The organism is Catenulispora rubra (assembly GCF_015356825.1).
GTDB lineage: Bacteria > Actinomycetota > Actinomycetes > Streptomycetales > Catenulisporaceae > Catenulispora > Catenulispora rubra.
This window is the reverse complement of the sequence record NZ_JAACYW010000074.1, coordinates 1-22,836: the sequence shown is the minus strand read 5'-3', so window position 1 is coordinate 22,836 and position 22,836 is coordinate 1. Positions and strand designations below refer to the sequence as shown.

Below are 22,836 nucleotides of genomic sequence, written 5' to 3'. Positions count from 1 at the left end.
CCATGGCGGGTGAAGACAGACTGCGGGAGTACCTCAAGAAGGTGACCGCGGATCTGGCGGACGCCAAGAGCCGGATGGCCGACGCCGACGCCCGCCGCCACGAGCCCGTCGCGATCGTCGGGATGGCCTGCCGCTACCCCGGCGGGGTCGACACCCCCGAGGGCCTGTGGCGCCTGGTCGACGAGGGCCGCGACGCGACCTCGGAGTTCCCCGGCGATCGCGGCTGGGACACCGAGGCGCTCTACGACCCCGATCCCGAGGCGATCGGCACCTCCTACTCCCGCCGAGGCGGCTTCCTGGAGGCGGCCGGCGAGTTCGACGCCGCGTTCTTCCGGATGAGCCCGCGCAACGCCCTCGGCACCGACCCCGGCCACCGCCTCTTCCTGACCTGCGCCTGGGAGGCCTTCGAGCGCGGCGGGTTCGACCCGACCGCGCTGCGCGGCAGCCGGACCGGCGTCTGGGCCGGGCAGATGTACGACTACTACTCCACGCGCTTCCTCGCCGCGAGCCCTCCGGCGCTTGAGGGCCTGCTGGCCGTGTCGAGCACCGGCAGCATGCTGTCCGGCCGGGTCTCCTACACCTTCGGCTTCGAGGGCCCCTCGATCACCGTCGACACGGCCTGCTCCTCCTCGCTGGTGGCCGTGCACCAGGCCGTCCGGTCCCTGCGCAGCGGCGAGTGCACCCTGGCGCTGGCCGGCGGCCAGACCGTGATGCCCACCCCGACGCTGTTCGTCGAGTTCTCCCGGCAGCGCGGCCTGGCCGCCGACGGCCGGTGCAAGTCCTTCTCCGCGGACGCCGACGGCACCTCCTGGGCCGAGGGCGTCGGCGTGCTCGTCCTGGAACGCCTCTCCGATGCCCGGCGCAACGGCCGGCGCATCTACGGCCTGATCCGCGGCACTGCCGTCAACCAGGACGGCGCGAGCAACGGCCAGACCGCGCCCAACGGCCCGGCGCAGGAGGCGGTCATCCGCCAGGCGCTCGCCGACGCCCGGCTCGACCCGCGCGACGTGGACGCCGTGGACGCGCACGGCACCGGCACCCAGCTCGGCGACCCGATCGAGGCGCAGGCGCTGATCGCGACCTACGGCCGCGACCGCCCCGAGGACCGGCCGCTGTGGCTCGGCTCGCTGAAGTCGAACCTGGGCCACGCGCAGGCCGCCGCGGGCGTGGCCGGCGTGATCAAGATGCTGATGGCGATGCGCAACGGCGTGCTGCCGCGCACGATCAACGTCACCGAGCCGACTCCGCACGTCGACTGGTCGGCCGGCACGGTCCGGCTGCTGACCGAGCCGCGTGCCTGGGAGCACGCCGGAGACCGGCCGCGCCGGGCCGCGGTGTCCTCCTTCGGGATCAGCGGCACGAACACGCACGTGATCCTTGAGGAGCCGGACGCCGCGGACGAGCCGCAAATCGCGCGCGAGCCCGCACCCGAGGCGCAGCTCGCACCCAAGACACAGCCCGGTCCCGAACCGCTGCCGCTGCCGCTGCCGCAGGCCTGGATGCTCAGCGCCCGCAGCCGCGCGGCGCTCGAAGGCCAGGCCCGCCGGCTGCGCGCGTGGGTGCGGGCTGAGCGGACCGGCGAGGCGATCCGCCCCGTCGACGTCGCCCGTTCGCTGGCGACCACCCGCTCCCGCTTCGACCACCGCGCCGTCGTGGTCGGCGCCGACCGGGACCGGCTGCTCGCCGGGCTCGACGCCCTCATCGCCGGCCGGGACGACGCGCCGGTCGCGCTCGGCACGGCTGAGTCCGGTGCACGCGCGGCGTTCGTCTTCAGCGGACAGGGCAGCCAGCGCCCCGGGATGGGCCGCGACCTGCACCGCGCGTTCCCGGTATTCGCGGCGGCCTTCGACGAAGCCTGCGACGCGCTCGACGCGCACCTGGAGCGTCCGCTGCGCGCGGTGATGTGGGCTGAGCCGGACACCCCGGACGCGGCCGCGCTGAACGAGACCGAGTACACCCAACCGGCCCTGTTCGCCTACCAGGTCGCCGCGTTCCGGCTGCTGGCTTCGCTCGGCCTGGAGCCGGACGTCGTGGCCGGCCACTCCGTCGGCGAGATCGCAGCGGCGCACGTCGCAGGGGTCTGGGATCTGCCCGACGCGGCCCGGTTCGTCGTGGTGCGGGGCCGGCTGATGCAGGCCCTGACCGAGCGCGGCGCGATGGTGGCGATCTCAGCCACCCCGGAGGAGGTACTGCCGCTGCTCGCGGGCCGGGTCGGCATCGCTGCGGTCAACGGCCCGGCCGACGTGGTGATCTCCGGCGAGGAAGAGGCCTGCCTCGCTCTCGCGGCGCAGTTCGAACAGCGGGGCCGGCGGGTCCGCAGGCTCACCGTCAGCCACGCGTTCCACTCGCCGCTGATGGAGCCGATGCTCGCCGACCTTGCCGCGCATCTGGCGACCATGACCTTCCACGCTCCGAAGATCGCAGTGCAGACCGACCTCGGCCCCGAGCGTTCCTGGAGCGAGCCGTCCTACTGGACCGACCAGGCTCGCGAGGCCGTCGGCTTCGCCCCGATGATCGGTCGGCTGGAGTCCGCCGGCATCGGCGCCTATCTGGAGATCGGCCCGCAGCCGGTGCTCTCCGCCATGATCCGATCCTGCCTTGCCGCCGCAGACACGCCGGTGACCTCCACTGCTGGCAAGCGGCTGCCCGAACTCGACGGATTCGTCCTCGGCCTCGGCGCGGCCTTCGCCGCCGGTCTGAACGTCGACTGGACCGCGCTCACCGAGGGCGGCCGTGTCGTCGAACTGCCGACCTACGCCTTCGAGCGCGAGAACTACTGGCTGCTGCCGCCGACCGTGCCCGCCGACGTCGCCAAGGCTGGCCTGCGTGCAATCGACCATCCGCTGCTGAGCGCCGCTCTGGATGTGGCCGAGGGCGGCCCGCTGGTCGCCACCGGCCGGGCCAGCCTCGCCGACCTGCCCTGGCTGGCCGATCACGCGGTGGCCGGCTCCGTGGTCGTGCCCGGCGCCGCGGTGCTTGACCTCGTGATCGAAATCGGTCGCCAGGCTGGCTTTGAGACCGTTGCAGAGCTCGCCTTCGAGGCGCCGCTGGTGTTGCCCGCCGAGGGCGCGCTGGCGTTGCAGGCGGTCGCGAATCCCGCAGACGGCTCGGTCCGCGTGTTCGCCCGCGCCGAAGACGACGCCGAGTGGACCTGCCACGCCTCCGCGCGCCTGGACTCGGCCGGGTCTGCCGGATCGGCCGGATCCGCGGCCCCGGACACGGGCTGGGCCGCGTCCTGGCCGCCCGTGAACGCGGCGCCGATCGACTTCGACGACGCCTACGAGCGGCTGGCGGACCTCGGTTACGCCTATGGCCCGGCCTTCCGCGGCGTCGTCGCGGCCTGGCGGCTCGGCGACGACCTCTACGTCGAGGCCGAGCTTCCGCAGGAGGCTGACACCACCGGCTTCGGACTGCATCCGGCGCTGCTGGATACTTCTTTCCACCCCTACATCGCCGAGAGCGGCACCGCCGAGCTGCGCGTGCCCTTCGCGTTCCACGACGTCCGCCTGCACGCGACCGGAGCCACCGGCATCCGTGTCCGGATCCGCACCACGGGGGACGATCGACTCTTGCTCGACGTCGCCGACAGCGCTGGCCTGCCGGTGCTCACCATCGGCGAGATGCGGGTCAGAGCCCTGACGGCCGCCGCGCTTCCCGGCGGCTCCGGCCCGGCCGGCTATTGCGGCGTCGACTGGATCGAGCACGCCCCCCGGACGGAGCACACCCCGGCAGGGCTCGCAGACGGGTCGCAGTGGGTGTCGATCGCCGACCCTGCGACGCACCCGATCACCGGAGCCCGCACCGTCTTCCGCGAAGTGCTCGATGCCCTGCGCGCCTGGACCGCCGAACCGCGCGACGCCGGAGCCCGGCTCGTCGTGGTCGCGGACCCGGATGTGCCCGCGACCGCAGTCGCCTGGGGCCTGGTCCGCGCCGCGCAGATCGAGAACCCCGGCCGCTTCATCCTGGTCGGCGGCGACTTGGACGCGACGACGCCAGCCCGGGTGGCCGCGGTGGTGGCCGCCGGCGAGGACCAGTGCCTCATCCGCGACGGCAGAACCCTGGTTCCCCGCGTGACGCGCCGGACGCCGGTCCTCGCCGAGCCGGTCGAGCTGTCCGACGGAACCGTGCTCGTCACCGGAGCGACCGGCGAGCTGGGCGCGCTGATCGCCGAGCGGCTGGCCGAACGTCACGGCGCCCGGCACCTGCTGCTCGTCTCGCGTCGTGGCGCGGCAGCCGAAGGGGCCGCGGAGCTGACCGCACGCCTGAAGGGGCACGGAACCCAGGCGCGGTTCGAGGCCTGCGACGTCGCCGACCGCGCCGCGCTGACCGCGCTGCTCGCCTCGATACCCGCCGACCGCCCGCTGATCGGCGTCGTCCACGCCGCCGGCGTCTTGGACGACGCGACGCTCGAAGGCCTGTCGCCGGAGCGGATCGAGAAGGTCTTCCGCCCCAAGGTCGACGCCGGATGGCTGCTGCACGAGCTCACCCTCGACCAGCCGCTGCGCATGTTCGTGCTCTTCTCCTCGATCGCCGGGGTGATCGGCAACGCCGGGCAGGGAAACTACGCGGCAGCCAACACCTTCCTGGACGCGCTCGCCGTGCTGCGGCGCTCGCTCGGCCTGCCCGCCGTCTCGGTCGCGTGGGGCCTGTGGGCCACGGCCTCCGGCATGGGCGCCGGGCTGACCGCGGCCGACGAGGCTCGGCTGGCCCGCATCGGGATATCAGGGCTCAGCGCTGAGCAGGGCTTGGCGCTGTTCGACGCCGCGCTCGGCGACGCCGCCGCGCCGCCGCTGGTCGTCGCCTCGCGGTGGAACACCGCGGGCCTGCGCGCCCGCGTCGAGAGCGGCGAGGAGCTTTCCGGGATGCTGCGTGCCCTCGTGCGCGCCACTCCGCGCCCGCGCGGTGCGTCTGCCGCGGCCCCGGCCGCGCGCGGCGGAGCCCCGCTCGCCGACCGGCTCGCCGGGCTCCCCGAGGAGGTGGCGCGCGAGAAGATCACCGAACTGGTCCAGGGACACGCGGCCGCGGTGCTCTCGCACGGCTCGGCCGCAGCCGTCGACGTCGGCACGTCGTTCAGCGAGCTCGGCTTCGACTCGCTGACCGCGGTGGACTTCCGCAACCGCCTCAACGCCGACGCCGGGCTGCGGCTGCCGGCCACGGCGGTGTTCGACCACCCGAGCGTGACCCGGCTCTCCGAGCACTTGTTCGGCCTGGTCGTCGGCACGGCGCCGAGCGTGCCGGACCGGCTGCGCGCGGCCCTGGCCGAGGTCGGGGGCCTGCTCCAGGCGCCCGAGCTCGACGCCGCCGCGCGGGAGCTGGCCGCGGCTTCGCTTCAGGCGCTGCTCCGGGCCACCGGGGCCGCGCCGCTGGAAGCGCTGGAGCCGGACGCCCCGGCGGCCCGGCTCGGCGAGGCCTCCGACGAGGAGATCTTCGCGTTCATCGACGGACAGCTCTAGAGCCGGCTAGTCGGCACCGATCACGACAGGGGTTCTTGCATGGCCACCGAGGACAAGCTCCGCGAATATCTCAAGCGCGCGACGGTCGACCTGGCCGACGCGCGCCGCCGGCTGGCCGAGGCCGACGCCGGCCGCCGCGAGCCGATCGCGATCGTCGGCATGTCCTGCCGGTTCCCCGGCGCGCCGTCGGTGCCGGAGTACTGGCGGCTGTTGAGTGAGGGGCGCTCGGGCGTCCTGGACGGCGTCCCGGATGGACGCTTCGAGCTCGGCCCCGAGGCCGACGCGCTCGGCGTCTACACCCGGCGCGGGGCGTTCGTCGAGGACGTCACCCGCTGGGACGCGCGCTTCTTCGGCTTCCCGCCGCGTGAGGCGCTGCGCATGGACCCGCAGCAGCGGCTGCTCATGGAGCTGGCCTGGGAGGGCATGGAGGACGCCGGCGCCCCGGCCGCGAGCCTGGCCGGCACCCGGACCGCCGTGATCGTCGGCTTCTCCGACGTCTTCCAGTACGGCCGGATCGAGGACGAGCGGGTCGGACCCGAGGTCTTCACCGACCCCTACACCGGACAGGGCTCCTCGCCGAGCGTCGTGGCCGGCCGCCTGGCCTACCACTTCGACCTGCGCGGCCCGACGCTCGCGCTGGACACCGCCTGCTCCTCCTCGCTGGTCGCCGTGCACCTCGCGAGCGAGGCGCTGCGCCGCGGGGAGTGCGACACCGCCCTGGTCGGCGGCGTGTTCCTGGCCCTGCACCCGGACATGTACGTGCACGGATGCGCGACCTCGATGTTCTCCCGGTCGGGCCAGTGCCGCACCTTCGACGCGGGCGCCGACGGCTACGTGCTCGGCGAGGGCGGCGGCCTGGTCGTGCTGGAGCGCCTGTCCGACGCGCTGCGCAAGGGCCGCCGCATCCACGCGGTGGTCCGCGGCTCGGCGGTGAACCAGGACGGCCGCAGCAACGGCCTGACGGCGCCGAACCGCGGCGCGCAGGTGGACGTCATCCGCCGCGCCCTGGCCGCCGCCCAGGCCGACCCCGCGGACCTGAGCTACGTCGAGGCGCACGGTTCGGGCACCCCGCTCGGCGACGAGATCGAACTCGGCGCGCTGGGCGAGGTGTTCGGCGGCCGCGCCGCGCCGCTGCCGATCGGCGCGGTGAAGACGAACATCGGCCACACCCAGGCCGCGGCGGGCATGGCCGGTCTGATCAAGACCGTGCTCGTGCTCGAACACGGCCGGGCCCCGGCGAACCTCAACCTGACCGAACCGGCCGAGGCCGTGCTGGCGAGCACGGCGGTCCAGCCGTGCGCGGCGCCGCAGGACCTGCCCGGCGGCGAGCGGCCGCTGGTGGCCGGGGTCAGCTCGTTCGGCTGGTCGGGGACCAACGCGCACGCGATCCTGGAGGCGGCGCCGGCGGTTGAGGCCGAGCCGTCGCAGGACACGGAGATCACCCGGCCGGAGCTGCTGATGGTCTCGGCGGCGTCGCCCGACGCGCTCAGCATTTCCCTGAAGCGCCTCGCCGACTATCTGGGCAACGCTGGAGACGTGAGCCTCGCCGAGGTCGCGTACACGTTGCGGACCGGACGGACCGAGCTCGACTTCCGGCGCGCGATCGTCGCCACGAGCCTTCAGGACGCGGCTGCCAAGCTGGCTGCTGCTGCTGAGGTGCCCGGCGCACGCCGCCTGAAGAACCCCCCGCGCGAGGAGTTCGTGTTCCCGGGTACTGCGAACGCGGGCTCGGCCCAGCAGGCAGGGCAGCTCTGGGAACTCGGCGGCGGTGTGGATTGGTCTGCGCTGGACACCGGCGCGCGCCAGCCTGTGTCTCTGCCGACCTATCCGTTCCAGCGCGAGCGGTACTGGGTGGACGTGCCCGGAACCGACCGAGTCGAGCTGCTCACTCAGAGCTGGGACGCGGTCGAATCCCCATCCGGCAGTGACGCGCCGCACCCCGGACGCTACATGCTCTACCGCGATGCTTCCGGCGTCGCCGAGGCGCTTGCCGACCTGCTAGGCGTGAGTGGCGCAGAGGTCGTATTCGCCGATTCCGAGTCCGACCCCTCGGGTATCCCCACGACGATCGTCCACCTCGCATCGCAGGACGAGACCGACGCGGTCGTCTCCGTCGCGAATGCGATCGCGACGTGGGGTGAGCGTTCCGGCCCGGCCCGAGTTCTCATCGTGACCCGTGCCGCGCACGCCGTACTGCCCGCAGACGTAATGTCGGCGACGCAGGCCGCAGTCGCCGTCCTGCCGATCGTGGCGAACCAGGAGTATCCGCACCTCGACTGCCGCAGTGTCGACCTCGACCTGGCATACAGCGCGCAGGCCGCGGCAAAGGCGATAGTCGCCGAGCTTCATCAGCCTTCTCATTCGGTCATCAGCGCATATCGCGCCGATCGCCGATACGCTCCTGTGTACGCGGCCGTGCCCTCCGCGCCGACGCTGCCGGTCGTACGAGCAGGCGGCACCTATCTGATCACCGGCGGACTCGGCGAGATCGGCCTCGTCATCGCCGAGCACCTGGTGCGCCAGGGTGCTGATGAAATCCTGCTGACCAGCCGCAGTGGCGAGCCCGCCGATCCGCAGGACCCGCGCGCCGTCGCCGTCCGGCGGCTGCGTGGGCTCGGCGCGAAGATCGCCGCTCCGCGCGTGGACGTCACCGACCCGGCGGCGATGCGCGAGCTGTTCACCTCCGCCGGTCGCCGGATCGACGGCGTGGTGCACGCCGCCGCGGACGCCGCCCAGGACACCTTCCGCCCGCTCCGGGACCTGGACCGTGAGTCCGCCGCGCGGCACTTCGGCGCGAAGGTCGAGGGCGCCCGCGTCCTGGCCGGCGTCGTCGCCGAGCTGGGCCGGGACCGGTCCCCGGACTGGTGCATGCTCTTCTCCTCGACCTCCGCGCTGCTCGGCGGCGTGACGTTCGGCGCCTACGCGGCCGCGAACGCCGCGCTCGGCGCGATCGCGCAGACCGGGAACGACCACGGCCCGACCCGGTGGATATCAGCGGTCTGGGACACCTGGGCCTGCACGCTCGGCCGGCTGAGCGGCGGCATCGGCGCCAGCCTGGTCGCGCACTCGATGAGCGACGAGGAAGCGCTGACCGCCTTCGACCGGGCCGTCGGCCACGGCACGAGCCCGATCGTGATCGCCGCGGGCGGCCTCGGCGACCGGCTGCCGCGCCCCGCCTCCCGGGCCGCCTCGGCCGCGGCCGCCCCGGCGCGCGCCCGCACGACGATCCGCCACCCCCGGCCCGACCTGCCGCAGCCCTACGCCCCGCCGCGCACCGCGACCGAGCGCACGATCGCCGAACTGTGGAGCGAAGAACTCGGCGTCGAGCCGGTCGGCATGGGGGACAACTTCTTCGACCTCGGCGGCACCTCGCTCGTCGTGCCCGGTCTGCTCGCCGCGGTCAACGAGCGCTGCGCGGTCCTGCTGCCCACGGTGGCGCTGTTCGAGGCGCCGACGGTGCGCTCGCTGGCGGCCGTGGTCGACGAGCGCGGTACCCGGAACAGTGCTTCGGAAGCAGCCGCGCCGCGCACCGAGCCGACACAGAACATTGAGTCACCCCAGAACACCCAGGATCAGATACCGATCCCGCACGCGCCGGCGTCTCCCGTCGTCTCGCAGCCCGCACAGCCTCCGCGGCTCGCACCGACCCCACGCCCGCTCCCGGTCATCGAACCGATTCGGCAGCCCTCGGCGGCACCCACCGCGCCGGTTGTCGAGCCGACCGAAGCGGACCGCCGCGTCGCCATCGTCGGCATGGCCGGCCGCTTCCCCGGCGCCGGCGACGTGGAGACGTTCTGGAACAACCTGTGCGGCGGCGTGGAGTCGATCTCCTTCTTCGACCGCGAGGAGCTGATCGCCGCCGGTGTCGCCGCGGAGCTCGTCGACGACCCCTCCTACGTGCTGGCTCGACCCGTCCTGGAGGACATCGCAGGCTTCGACGCCGCGTTCTTCGGCATCAGCCCCCGGCAGGCCGCGATCACCGATCCCCAGCAGCGGCTCTTCCTCGAAGTCTGCTGGGAGGCCCTGGAGCAGGCCGGCTACGCCCGAGCCGACGAGAGCCGCGGCAGGGTCGGCGTCTTCGGCGGCACGCACCTGAGCACCTACCTGCACGGCATCCAGGAACAGCTCGAAGCCGACGGCGTGAGCATCTTCGAACTCGCCATGGGCAACGAGAAGGACGCGCTGACCACGGTCGTGTCGTACCTGCTCGACCTGCACGGCCCCAGCGTCGCGGTGCAGACCTTCTGCTCCACCTCGCTGGTGGCGGCCCACCTCGCGGTGCAGAGCCTGCGTGCCGGTGACTGCGACATGGCTTTGGCCGGCGGCGTCTCGATCCGGATCCCTGACAAGTCGGGCCATCTCTACGTGCCCGGCGGCATGGAGTCGCCCGACGGCCACGTGCGCACCTTCGACGCCGAGGCGCGCGGCAGCATGTTCGGCGACGGCGCCGCGGTGGTCGCCCTCAAGCGGCTGTCCGACGCCCTGCGCGACGGCGACCACGTCTGGGGCGTCATCCGCGGCTCGGCGATGAACAACGACGGCACGCTCAAGGTCGGCTACACCGCCCCGAGCGTCGTCGGCCAGTCCCGGGTGGTGGCCGCGGCCATGGCCGACGCGGGCGTCACGCCGGAGGAGATCGGCTACGTCGAGGCGCACGGCACCGGAACCGTGCTGGGCGACCCGATCGAGGTGGCCGCGCTGACCCGCGCCTACGGCCCGACCACGCGGCGGCAGTACTGCGCGATCGGTTCGCTCAAGACCAACGTCGGCCACCTGGACCGGGCGGCCGGCGCGGCCGGGCTGATCAAGACCGCGATGGTGGTGCGCGAGCAGGTCATCCCGCCGACGCTGCACTACACCAGCCCCAACCCCGGCATCGACTTCGCCGACAGCCCCTTCTACGTCGCCGCGGACCTCCAACCGTGGCCCATCGGGGGAGTCGATTCCCGCGCGGCCGGTGACGGCCCGCGCATCGCAGGCCTGAACTCGCTCGGCATGGGAGGCACCAACGTGCACATGATCGTCGAGGAGCCGCCGCAGCGCGGGGCCGACGGCCCGGGGTATCAGGACCCGGATCCGGCCGTGAGCCGCCGGGTGCAGATCCTGCCGGTCTCGGCGCGCACCGGCGACGCCGCGGACGCCGCCTGCCGGCAGCTCGGCGAACACCTCGGCGCGAATCCGGGCACCCGCCTGGTCGACGCCGCGTACACGCTCCAGTCCGGGCGCCGCACCTTCGAGCACCGCCGGGTCGCTGTGGTGTCAGGGGTCGATGACGCCATCACCTCGCTCACCGACCCCGGCGCCGCGCGTCCGCCGATGCGCCGCACCGACTCGACGCAGCAGCGCCCCGTCGCGTTCCTGTTCGCCGGGGTCGGTGAGCAGTACCCGGGCATGGTCGGCGAGCTCTACCGCCGCGAGCCGGTCTTCCGCGAGCGGCTGGACGAATGCCTCGCCCTGGTCGGCAAGGCCCTGACCGCGCACGGCCAGCTCGACGCCGATCTGCTCGACCTGCTTACCGGGGCCCGTGGCGGCGCCGGAGGCGACCTGGCCGCGCTGCTCGGCCGGCGCGGCGCCGCGGACCCTCGGGTCGAGGCTCTGGAACGCACCGAGATCATCCAGCCTCTGATGTTCGCCGTCGACTACGCGATCGCCGGAACGCTGATGCGGTGGGGCGTGCAACCGACGGCGATGCTCGGCTACAGCCTCGGCGAGTACGTCGCCGCCTGCCTGGCGGGCGTGCTCTCGCTGGAGGACGCGATCGCCCTGGTCGCCTATCGGGCCGCCTTGATCGGCACCGCCGAGCGCGGTGCGATGGCCGCCGTCCCGCTCTCCGCCGACGAGCTGCGCAACCGGTTCGCGCTCGACGAGCTCGGCCTGGACATCGCCGCGGTCAACGGCCCCGCCACGACCGTCGTCGCCGGACCCGCCGACGCGCTCGACACGCTGATCGCCCGGCTGCGGGAGCAGGAGATCCCGGGCCGGCCGTTGCAGACCACGCATGCTTTCCACTCCCGGATGCTCGCGCCGCTCGCCAAGGACCTCACGGCGTGGGTCGCCGCGAACGTCACGCTCAACGCGCCGGAGCTGCCGTACCTGTCCAACGTCACCGGCGGGCCGGCCGAGGCGGAGCTGGTGTGCGACCCGGGCTACTGGGCCCGGCACATGTGCGCGACCGTCCGGTTCTCCGACGCCGCCGGCGCGCTCCTGGCCGATCCGGACCTCGCCGTCGTCGAGATCGGCCCCGGCCGGTCTCTGGGCACCCTGATGCGCGCGGCCGGCTGCCCGCCCGAGCGCTGGCCGCTGATCTGCGCGACGCTCCCGGCCGCGAGCGACCCGAGCGCCTGCGACGAGACGCTGAGCGAGGGCGTCGCACGGCTCTGGCTGGCCGGCGTCGAGATCGACTGGGACGCCTACCACGGCCGCGAGGTGCGGGAAGGCACGGTCCTTCCTGTTGACGCTCCTGGCCGTATCCCGCTGCCGACCTACCCCTTCCAGCGCCAGCGCCACTGGATCGAGCCGACCGGGACCGCACGCTCGCACCGGGCCGCCGCCGCATCCGCCGTGCCCTTCGAGGCGACCCGCCTGGAAGACCTCGATCTACTGCCCAAGCTGCCCGAGGAGCAGTGGCTGAACGTGCCGGTCTGGCGGCAGATCCCGGCCGCGCCGCCGGCCGCCGTGCAGCCCGCTTCCTGGCTGGTGTTCGCGCGCGACGGACTCGCTGAGCAAGTCCTCGACGACCTGCGTTCCGCCGCCTCGGTGAGCGGTGCTGTGGTGACCGAGGTGCGGCCCGGCGACGGGTACGCGGCCGGGCCCGACGGCGGCTACACCGTGCGGCCGGGCAGCAGCGAGGACATCCTCGCGATGCTCGAAGACCTGCGTCGCAAAGAGATCGGCCTGGAGCGGGTCGTGCACCTGTGGGCCCTGGACGAGTGCTCCGAACTGAACGAGAAGACCGCGCTCTCCCTCGGCCTGCACTCGCTCGTCGCGCTGTGCCGCGCCGCCGGCGAGGCCGGATCGACGCACTGGGCGCTGGACATCGTGAGCGCCGGGGCCTTCTCCGTGCTCGACGGCTCCGAGGTCCGGCCCGTCGCGGCCGCGCTGCTCGGACCCGCGCTGGTGATCCCGCTGGAGTACCCGTCGATCTCCGCGCGGCTCATCGACGCCGAACCGGCCACCGACGCCGCGGCGATCGCCGCCGAGCTGCGCCGGGAACGCGCCGAGACGCCCGTCGCGATCCGCGGGACCCGGCGCTGGCTCGGCGGTTTCGAGGCGGTGGTGCCCGCGGACCTCGACGAGGCCGGCCAGGCCCTGCGGCCCGGCGGCGTGTACCTGATCACCGGCGGCCTCGGCGGCATCGGCCTGGCGATGGCCGAGCGCCTGGTGCGGGCCTGCGGCGCGAAGCTCGTCCTGCTGGGCCGCAGCGGCCTGCCGCCGCGCGAGCAGTGGGACGCGGTCGTCTCCGGCGCGCAGGCCGCCGACCCGGTGCTGCGCGGCCGGGTCGAGCGGGTCCGCGATCTGCTCGCCCACGGCGGCGAGGTCGAGATCGCGGTCGGCGACGTCGCGGACCCCGCTGATGTGCGCCGCGCCGTCGAACTCGCGCAGCGGCGCTTCGGCGCCCTGCACGGCGTCCTGCACGCCGCCGGCGTGCCCGGGATCGGCCTGATGCAGTTCAAGGGGCCCGGCGACAGCGACGTGGTGCTCGCCCCCAAGATCGACGGGGTCGGGGCCCTGGCCGAGGCGCTGCGCCTGGACCGGCCCGACGAGGTGCCGCTGGACTTCCTGGTCCTGTTCTCCTCGATCGTCTCCAGCACCGGCGGCGGCCCCGGCCAGGTCGACTACTGCGCGGCCAACAGCTACCTCGACGGCTACGCGGCCAAGCTCGCCGCCACCGGCCGCCGGGTGGTCTCGGTGGACTGGGGCGAGTGGGCGTGGAACGCCTGGGAAGGCGGCCTGAACGGCGTCGACGACGCGACGCGGGCCTTCCTGCGCAAGCACCGCGACGCCTTCGGCCTCACCTTCGACGAGGGCTGGCGGATGCTGCTGCGGGCGCTGGCCGCCGGCGAGCCGCGGGTCGTGGTCAGCACCCAGGACCTGCCGACGATGGTGCGCTGGGGCCGCTCGTTCACCGTGGACCTGTTCACCGCCCCGGCCCCCGCCGAGGGCGCCGACCAGACCCGGCACCCGCGCCCCGAGCTGGTCACCGCCTATCAGGAGCCGTCGACCGAGGCCGAGCGGAGCATCGCCGGGATCTGGGGCGCCGCGCTCAAGGTCGACCGGATCGGCGTGCTCGACAACTTCTTCGAGCTCGGCGGCAGCTCGCTGCTCGGCATCACCCTGCTGGCCGCGGTGCAGCGCGAGTTCCCCGGCGCGCACCTGCCGCCGCACATCCTGCACGAGGCCCCGACGGTCGCCGCCCTGGCCAGGATCGCCGCGGGCACCGCCGAGGACACGCCGCCCGAGCGCGGCGGCGAGGTCCGTGAGGTCCGGGAGGCCCGGGAGCTCGCCGAGCTCCGCAGATCCGGACTCAAGGCCGCCGCGGCCCGCCGCCGGCGCGGCTGAGGCGCACACCAGCAAGCACACGCGAGCAAACGCGAGCGAACGCACACCCCTGAAGCGCACCCGCGAAGGAGAGAACTGTGACCGTAGTCGGAGTCGTCGGCGCCGGCGTCATGGGCGTCGGAGTGGCCCAGAACCTCGCCCAGGACGGATACGACGTCGTCCTGGTCGACCTGGACGAGCAGACGCTGGCCGCGGCCCGCGCCGAGATCGTCCGCAACTGCCGGCTGAGCCAGCTGATGGGCGGCCCGGCCCTGGACCCGGACGAGGTGCTCGCCCGGATCACCTGCGAGGTCGGCGTCGAGGCGCTGGCCAAGGCCGAGTTCGTGATCGAGAACGTGACCGAGGACTGGGAGGCCAAGCAGGCCGTGCACCGGCGGCTCGACGAGGTGTGCGGCCCGGAGACCGTGTTCGTCGCCAACACCTCGGCCATCCCGATCACCCGGATCGCCTCGGTCGGCCGGCACCCGGAGCGGGTCGTCGGCGTGCACTTCATGAACCCGGTGCCGTCCAAGCCGGTGGTGGAGCTGATCCCGGGCGTGCACACCTCGCCGCGCACCCTGGAGCTCACCCGCGAACTGCTCGCGGGCATGGGCAAGAAGCCGGTCGAGGTCAAGGACTCCAGCGGCTTCGTCTCCAACCGGGTGCTGATGCTCACCGTCAACGAGGCGGCGTTCCTGGTTTACGAGGGCGTCGCGACCGCGGCGCAGGTCGACGAGGTGTTCCGCGGCTGCTTCGGCCACCCGATGGGCCCGCTGCAGACCGCGGACCTGATCGGCGTGGACACCATCCTCTACAGCGTCGAAGTGCTCTACCAGCACTACGCCGACAGCAAGTACCGGCCGTGCCCGCTGCTCAAGCAGATGACCGACGCGGGGCTGCACGGGCGCAAGTCCGGCCGCGGCTTCTACACCTACTCCAGCTGACTCAACCGAGGGGACGACCATGGCTGAGAACACCGCCGAGAAGATCACGAGCTTCATCCGCGAGCGCTTTCCGGAGGCGGACATCACCGAGACCGAGGACATCTTCTCGCTCGGCTACATCAATTCCCTGTTCGCCATGGAGCTGGTGATGTACATCGAGAAGACCTTCGGCATCACCATCGGCAACGAGGACCTGCGCATCGACAACTTCCGAACGGTCGCGGCGATGACCGGGCTCGTCGCCAGGCACGTCACGCCCGCCCCGGTCGGTTAGGCGGCACGGGATGACCACCGCCCTGATCGAGCCGATCGCCACCGCCACCACTGAGCCGATCGCCACAACCACCGCTGCCGCGCTGCCCGCGCCGGACCGCGACAGCGCCCGCGCGTTCGTCGACAAGCACGTGGTGCCGAACGCCGAGGAGTACGACCGCCTCGGGGCGATCCCCGAAGACCTTCTCCAGCAGGTGGCGGCCGAAGGGCTCTGGGCCCCGTTCCTGAGCCCCGAGTTCGGCGGCCGCGGCCTGGCGATGACCACGCTCGGCGAGATCCACGAGGAGTTCGGCCGGGGCTGCTCCTCGATGCGCAGCCTGCTGACCGTGCACACCATGGTGTCCTGGGCGCTCCAGCGCTGGGGCAGCCGCGAGCAGCTCGAGCGCTGGGCGCTCGGGCTGGCCGCCGGCCGCGTCCTCGGCGCCTTCTGCCTGTCCGAGCCGGGGGCCGGCAGCGACGCGGCCGGCATCGCCGCCTCGGCCGCCGAGCGGCCCGGCGGCGGCTGGATCCTCAACGGCGTCAAGACCTGGATCACCGGCGGCCTGCGGGCCGACCTGTTCCTGGTCTTCGCCAGGGCCGGGCAGAGCATCGTCGCGCTGCTCGTCCCGCGCGACACCCCGGGCGTCGAGGTGGCGCCGATCCACGACATGCTCGGCACCCGCGCGTCGCTGGTCGCCGAGGTGCGCCTCACCGACGTGTGCCTGGGACCCGACGCGCTGCTCGGCCCGGGCGCGTTCGCCTCCGGCATGGTGCTGACCGGGACGCTGGACCTGGGACGTTTCTCTGTCGCCTCCGGTTCGGTCGGCATCATCCAGGCCTGCATCGACCTCAGCGCGGCGCACGCGTCCCGGCGCACCGTCGGCGGGCAGCAGCTGCGCGACCTGCAGCTGATCCAGGCCAAGCTCTCCGACATGGTCACCGACGCGCGCGCGGCCCGGCTGCTGTGCGCGGAGGCCGGCCGGCTCAAGGACGCCGGGGACCCGGCGACGATCATGGCGACCTGGATCGCGAAGTACTTCGCCTCCACCGCCGCCGCCCGGCACGCCTCCGAGGCCGTGCAGATCCACGGCGCGCTGGGTTGCAGCCCCGGCCACCCTGCCGCGCGGCTGTACCGGGATTCCAAGGTTATGGAAATCATCGAAGGCAGCAACGAGATCCAGCGGATCACGATCGCCGGCGAGGCGTATCGGGACCGGCTGCCGACGACCGAGACGAACAAGGGGCGGGCACGGTGAGCACGACGACGGAACCTGGACTCACGGCGCCGGTGAAACCGGTGCAGGGCCGGATCAAATGCGTGGTCTGGGACCTGGACCACACCCTGTGGGACGGCGTCCTGCTCGAAGACGAGCAGGTCCGGCTGCGCCCCGCGATGGTTGAGCACATCCGCAGGCTCGACGGCCTCGGCGTGCTGCACTCGATCTCCAGCAAGAACGACCCCGAACTCGCCACCGCGAAGCTGCGCGAGTTCGGGATCGAAGACCTCTTCCTGTGCCCGCAGATCGGCTGGGACGCCAAGTCCGAGTCGATCCGGCGCATCGCGACCCGGCTCAACCTGGGCCTCGACGCCTTCGCCTTCGTCGACGACCAGCAGTTCGAGCGGGCCGAGGTCGAGTTCACCCTGCCCGAGGTTACCTGCGTCGACGTCCTCGACGTGGACGAGGTGCTGCACCGGCCCGACTTCCACCCGCGGTTCGTCACCGACGAGTCGGCGCAGCGCCGCGGCATGTACCGCAGCCAGTTGCAGCGCGAGGAGATCGAGTCCGACTTCAAGGGCACCGACGAGCAGTTCCTGGCCAGCCTGGGGATGACGTTCACCATCGCCCCGGCGCGGCGCGAGGACCTCCAGCGCGCCGAGGAGCTGACGATCCGTACCAACCAGCTCAACGCGACCGGCCGCACGTACTCCTACGACGAGCTCGACGCGCTCCGGGAGTCGCCCGACCACCTGCTCCTCGTCGCCTCGCTCACCGACCGGTTCGGCTCCTACGGCAAGATCGGGGTGGCCCTGGTGGAGAAGGGGCGGCCGGACTGGCGGCTGAACATGATGCTGATGTCCTGCCGGGTGATGTCCCGCGGCGTCGGCTCGGTGCTGCTCAACCACATCATGGGCCGGGCCGTCGCGGACGGCGCCGGGCTGCTGGCCGACTTCGTGGAGACCGGCCGCAACCGGATGATGCAGATCACCTACGCGTTCAGCGGATTCCGCGAGGTCTCCAGGGACGGCGCGCACGTGGTGCTCGCCGCGGACACGAGTGCGCTGCAGGACCCGCCGGCCTACGTCGTGCTGGAGGTGGAGCAGTGAGCGTCGCCGCGGTCGAGCACGCGGCGGTGGACCCCGCCGCGTGCCTGCCGTTCGGTGTGCCGGACGGCGAGACCGTCCTGTACTGCCTGCCGCACGCGGGCGCGTCGGCGTCCGTGTACCGGTCGTGGACCGGGCAGCTCGGCACGGTCGCGGTGGCGCCGATCCAGCTGCCCGGCAGGGAGACGCGGATGAGGGAGGCTCCTTATACGCAGATGGCGCCGCTGGTGGACGAGCTCGCGGACGCGGTACTCGCGCAGCAGCCGGCCCGCGGGGCTTACGCGGTGTACGGCCACAGCCTCGGCGCGCTGGTCGGCTTCGAGCTGGTCCGCGAGATCCGCCGCCGCGAGGGTACGGCGCCGGTCCACCTGATCGTCTCCGGTTGCGGCGCCCCGGACGTGCTGGGTGGGGACGACAGCGACCGTCCCGTGTGGGAGATGAGCGACGACGAGGTGGTGGGCCTGCTCCGCCGCCTCGGCGGGACTCCCGAGCCGATCCTGGCCGACCGCTCGGTCCGGCGCCTGATCCTGCCGCCCTTCCGCGGCGACCTGACGGTCCGTGACAGCTACGGCTACCAGCCGCAGCCGCAGCTGGACGTGCCCATCACGGCGATCGCCGCCACTTCGGACCCGCGGGCGAGCGTCGCGAAGATGCGGGGCTGGGGCCGGCACACCAGCCGCAGCTTCCGGATGCACCTGCTCTCCGGCGGCCACTTCGCCGTGTTGGAGCAGGCTGAGACGACGCGTTCCTTCATCTGCGGCGCGCTCGCCGGTTGAGGCGGAGGGAAACAGCCGATCGCCCGCATCCTGTTGAGGATGCGGGCGATCGGCTATTCGGCGTCGCGGATGGAGGAGGCGAGGGTGCGCACCGTCGGGTGCTCCACGACGGCCGTGGCCGGCAGCGTCACGGACTGTTGGGCTCCGATGCTCGCGGCCAGCTGCACCGCGGTGATGGACCTGCCCCCGAGTTCGAAGAAGTTGTCGTCGGCCCCGATGGGCTCCACGTTCAGAACATGGATCCAGGCGTCGGCGATCGCGCGTTCGAGTCCCGCGTCGGGCTCGACGTAGGTGACCGCGAGAGCGGGCCGGGCACCCCGGCCTCCGGCGGCGGCTGTTTCGGCCGGGCGTGACAGGAGCTTGCGCTGCGGTGAGCCCTTCGCGATGACGATGTGGGCCACGTGGTCGCTGACTGCTGCGGCGCCCTCGACGAAGCTCAGAGCCATGGCCAGCGCGGACTCCTGGTCATCGTCATCGACGATTGATGTGTCCCAGGACAGCGTGAGCCATCTGCCTTGTCCCCTCTGGCGAGTGGCGTGTGCGCGAGCCGCGAGCAAAGCGCCGTCCGCGGAATCAGGGCATAGCGCGATGAGGCGGCAGGCCTCTTCATCCGAGGCTTCGGCTGGCTGGAGGTCGATGCTCTCGACGTCGGTGATCACAACGATCTGGTCTTTGAACGATGTGGATCGGTGCCGACTCGGAACGTCGAGGTCGATGAGCTCGTGGTCGCGCACCCAGACGTCGGCACCGCGAACAGCCGTGGGGCCTTCGTATCCGTACACCATCGCCGCGAGCGTCTGGTCGACGTCGGCATGCGCGTCGGTGTCGATGTGACGACCGCTGACCTGCGCCGCGAACGCGCCGATCGGAGCCTGCTCCGGGTGTGTCAGGTCCGCGCCGCTCACGCCGACGGCTTGTGAGGTGAGGAAAACCAGGCCGGGCGTCGGCGCCGGGAGTACTTCGCGGATCGCGTCCACGAACTTCACCGCGCCGTCGATTCCGGCTTGGTGGATGACACACATGAGCGGCGCGACGATCAGATCCCTGAGATCCGCCTCGGGTTGAACGACCTCGGCGCCCGCTATCAGCAGTCTGCGTTCCAGCGGCCTCATCACGGGATCCCCGCCGACCAGCAGCCAGGGTCCCGCAGCGCGCAGGCGCGCGTCGAGGTCCGCGACGGGCCGGGGGAGCGGGCGCCAGATCGACACGTATGGACGAACCCGCAGGTCGGTGTCGCTGCTCGCCGCGACTGTCCGGGCGTCGGTCCAGTCGATCCAGTGGTGCTTGCGCTGGAACGGATACGTGGGGAGTTCGACACGCCGACCAGCGCCCTGATGCAGCGCCTTCCAGTCGATCTGCGATCCCGCGAGCCACAGCCGGCTCAGCGCCGCCGCGATCCACTCGGCCGCGCCGCCCGGCGCGGGGGCCGCCGCGAGTTCGACGGTTTCCGTGGAATCCTCGCGCACCAAAGACGCATGGTTGACCGCGAGTTCGACGGTGTTCGTCGAAACCAGTCGGGCGATCTCCTCGCCGAGTTCCGTCCGCACTGCCTCGGGAAGGTCTTCGGGAACGACGAGGCGGACCCGCGGGTCGCGGCGCTGCGTCAGGCCGTCGATCCACCTCGTCGGGTCGCCCAGAGCGTCGATCGCGTCGTCGAGGTCACGGCACACCACGGCCCGGCGCAGCGCGAACCGCCCGCGCGAGACCTGGAGCGTGAAGGCGATGTCCGCGAGGCTCACCGATTCCTCGCGGCCCTCCGAGACGCGCCGGAGGTGGCCTCGTAGCCGCTCGGTCAGCTGGTTCAGCGCCTGCTCGTCCGCTGCGGAGAAGGCCAGCAGCTGCGGGCCCTCGGCGCGCGCCGCCGAGCGTGGCTCGCGAGCGGGTGCCTCCTCCAGGACGAGGTGCGCGTTGGTGCCGCCGACGCCGAAGGAGCTGACCCCGGCGCGGCGCGGCTCGGGGCCGGCCGGCCAGGGCCGGTCCTGCGTCAGCACGGTGAACCGGCCTTCGGCTGCGGCCAACGCCGGATTGGGCATCTGGAAGCCAGGTATCGCGGGCAGCAGCGCGTGCCGCAGGCAGAGCGCGGCACGGATCAGGGCCGTGACACCCGACGCGGCGTCGAGGTGCCCGACGGCCGGCTTCACCGAGCCCAGGACACGGGTTCCGGCCGGGTCCCTGAAGACCCGGCCGAGCGCGGCCAGCTCGATCGAGTCGCCCAGCGGCGTGCCGACGGCGTGGCATTCGACGTAGCCCACCGACTCGGGTTTGATTCTGGCGACGGCCAGCGCGGCCTCGATCACCTCGGCCTGGCCATCGACGCCCGGCGCGCTGTAGCCGGCGCGGTCGCGGCCGTCGTTGTTCACCGCGGATCCGCGGATCACCGCGTGGATGACGTCGCCGTCGGCCAGCGCGTCCGCCATCCGCTTGAGCGCCACGACGGCGACCCCGGAGCCCGGGACCGTGCCGTTCGCGTCCGCGTCGAACGGACGGATCCGGCCGTCTGGCGAGTGGATCCCGTCGGGCCGGCAGACGTAGCCGGCCGGTTGTGGCAGCGGCAGCGAGGCGCCGCCGGCGAGCGCGAGGTCGGTCTCGTAGGTCAACAGGCTCTGGCAGGCCAGGTGCACGGCGACCAGGGAGGTCGAGCAGAAGCTCTGCACGGTCACGCCGGGCCCGCGCAGCCCCAGCTTGTAGCTGACCAGCGAGGTCAGCGAGTCGCGCTCGTTGCCGGCCGCGAAGGACTTCGCCGCCTCCGGGTCCTTCGCCAGGCTCAGGTTGCGCAGCATGTAGTCGGGGAACGAGCAGCCCGCGTAGATCCCCACCACGCCGTCCGGCTCGGTCGGGCGGTAGCCGGCGCTCTCCAGCGCCTCCCACGCGCACTCGAGCAGGAGCCGGTGCTGCGGCTCCATGATCTCGGCTTCCCGTTCGGTGAAGCCGAAGACCGCGGCGTCGAACAGCTCGATCCCGGCGACCGGCCCGCCGACGCGCACGTAGCCCGGGTCGGCGGTCACGGCCGGGTCCAGACCCGCCGCGATCGCCTCCTCGTCCTCGATCGGGCGCAGGCCGAGCTCCCCGCGGGTGAGGTTCTCCCACAGCTGCGCGACCGTGGACGCGCCGGGGAAGCGCCCGGACATGCCCACCAGGGCGACCGCCGAGTCGTAGTCGGCGTCCGCCTCGGTCTGCTCGGCGTGATCCTCGTCTTCGATACCTTGGATCTTCAAGGTGTGATCTCCCTGTGAAGATTCCCGCTTGCACTCCGGTGCGGACTGGCTCGCAACGATCGTCGCGTGCGATCACCGCGCCCGGAAGCGGCCCGCGGTGGCCTGTTGTGGCGGGCACATCGCTGCCACGGGCGCTGCGGAGGCGGCAGCCACGGCCGGCCGCGATCGTGACCGCACAAATACGGTATTGACTAATATTTCTTTGTGGTTTCATGACCGTGCGTGGGACTCCGAACGCGGCACGTCGCGAGCGGACGGTCCTGCGTGATCGGCTGCGTTGTCCGTGTACCGCCGAGAGTTCTTTGAGGCTTGACCGCTTCCCCTGTTACCCAGGCGTTAGAACCATCGAAATCTCACCGACAGTTGTGCCAGGAGCGGCAGCGATGGAACCCAGGCTGTTAGAGGCTTACACCGGCGCCGTGACTCCGGGCCCGGCGATCGGAAGACATGAGGGCGTCGCGGCCCTCCTGCGGGAGCGCGTCGACGCGCTGGCAAATGAGATGGTGCGTGCTTATCAGGTCTATATAGGCGAATACCGCGAGATCACCGATGAATCGTTGCTCAACGACGTGCGCGAGGTGTCGGCGGCGACGGTTCGCTGTTGCCTGCACGCGATGCAGACCGGCGAACTGCACGACGAGGACTTCGTGCCGATGATCGAGGGCGCCAGGCGCCGGGCCGTGCAGGGCATCGACCGCGAGGCGGTGCTGCGCGCCTACCGGGTCGGCGTCCAGGTGTTCTGGCGGGAGGTCACCGGGACCCTCGCCGTCGCCGGCACGACCAGCGAGCACGACCTGGCGTCGATGGCGGCGTTCGTGCTCGAGTTCGCCGACCGGATCAGCACCGAAGTGGCCGCCGCCTACGCCGACCAGGCCCTCCGCGGCGGCCCGATCATGGAACAGCGGCACCGCACCCAGCTGTTCGACGCGGTCCTCGCCGGAACCCTGACCGAACACCACCGCGGAGCCGACGCCTTCGCCGCGAAGCACTGCGTGGCCGTGGCCGAAGTACAGGGCAGCGCACCCCTCGCCGACCTGGAGGAGGTCGGCAGGCTGCTGGTGAACCACGCCGGCGCCCTGTTCTGGACCGTACGCCACCGCAACGTCATCGCCGCCATCGAGCTGCCCGGCCGAGGCCGCGACCACCTGGTCCGCAGCCTCGCCGCACTACCGGCAGCCCAGATCGCCGGCATCGGACTGGGACACGTCGCCGACGACGCCGGCCAAACCCGCCTGAGCTACAACGAGGCCCTCGACGCCCTCCGCGTCGGCCTCGGCAGCACCGGCACCGCCGCCGCCCCCCGTCCGGTCTTCGACCACCACCAATGGGCACCCC

8 protein-coding genes and 1 pseudogene are annotated in these 22,836 nt (G+C 72.6%); 8 read left to right on the top strand and 1 reads right to left on the bottom strand.

Annotation, left to right across the window (positions count from 1 at the left end):
- Positions 1-26: 26 nt before the first annotated feature.
- The 7 genes and pseudogenes from GWK61_RS21530 to GWK61_RS21500 form a co-directional block, all read left to right on the top strand.
- A pseudogene (locus tag GWK61_RS21530) lies at positions 27-5,453 on the top strand (type I polyketide synthase); the annotation flags it as partial.
- A 39-nt stretch (positions 5,454-5,492) separates the two neighbouring features.
- Positions 5,493-14,012 carry a type I polyketide synthase gene (locus GWK61_RS21525; protein ID WP_194910759.1) on the top strand — a complete coding sequence of 2,840 codons (8,520 nt, stop codon included), beginning with the start codon at positions 5,493-5,495 and terminating at the stop codon, positions 14,010-14,012.
- A gap of 77 nt (positions 14,013-14,089) precedes the next feature.
- Complete coding sequence (locus GWK61_RS21520; protein WP_194910758.1) at positions 14,090-14,935, top strand: 3-hydroxyacyl-CoA dehydrogenase family protein; 846 nt, start codon at positions 14,090-14,092, stop codon at positions 14,933-14,935.
- A gap of 19 nt (positions 14,936-14,954) precedes the next feature.
- Positions 14,955-15,209, top strand: coding sequence for an acyl carrier protein (locus GWK61_RS21515; protein WP_194910756.1), 255 nt, complete (start codon positions 14,955-14,957; stop codon positions 15,207-15,209).
- Between the two features lie 10 nt (positions 15,210-15,219).
- Entirely contained in the window at positions 15,220-16,443 is a 1,224-nt protein-coding gene (locus GWK61_RS21510) for an acyl-CoA dehydrogenase family protein (protein ID WP_194910754.1), read from the top strand.
- Positions 16,440-17,513 carry an HAD-IIIC family phosphatase gene (locus GWK61_RS21505; RefSeq protein WP_194910745.1) on the top strand — a complete coding sequence of 358 codons (1,074 nt, stop codon included), beginning with the start codon at positions 16,440-16,442 and terminating at the stop codon, positions 17,511-17,513. The genes GWK61_RS21510 and GWK61_RS21505 overlap by 4 nt, the downstream gene beginning before the upstream one ends.
- Positions 17,510-18,286 (top strand): thioesterase II family protein, encoded by a 777-nt coding sequence (locus GWK61_RS21500; RefSeq protein ID WP_323747678.1) that lies wholly within the window; start codon positions 17,510-17,512, stop codon positions 18,284-18,286. The genes GWK61_RS21505 and GWK61_RS21500 overlap by 4 nt, the downstream gene beginning before the upstream one ends.
- Positions 18,287-18,339: 53 nt before the next feature.
- Here GWK61_RS21500 and GWK61_RS21495 read toward each other — a convergent pair whose 3' ends face one another.
- The gene (locus GWK61_RS21495) at positions 18,340-21,501 is read right to left on the bottom strand and encodes a polyketide synthase (RefSeq protein ID WP_194910743.1); all 3,162 of its coding nucleotides are present in this window, start codon (positions 21,499-21,501) and stop codon (positions 18,340-18,342) included.
- A 383-nt stretch (positions 21,502-21,884) separates the two neighbouring features.
- Here GWK61_RS21495 and GWK61_RS21490 point away from each other — a divergent pair.
- A partial coding sequence (locus GWK61_RS21490; RefSeq protein ID WP_194910742.1) for an RsbRD N-terminal domain-containing protein occupies positions 21,885-22,836 on the top strand: 952 nt, incomplete at its 3' end.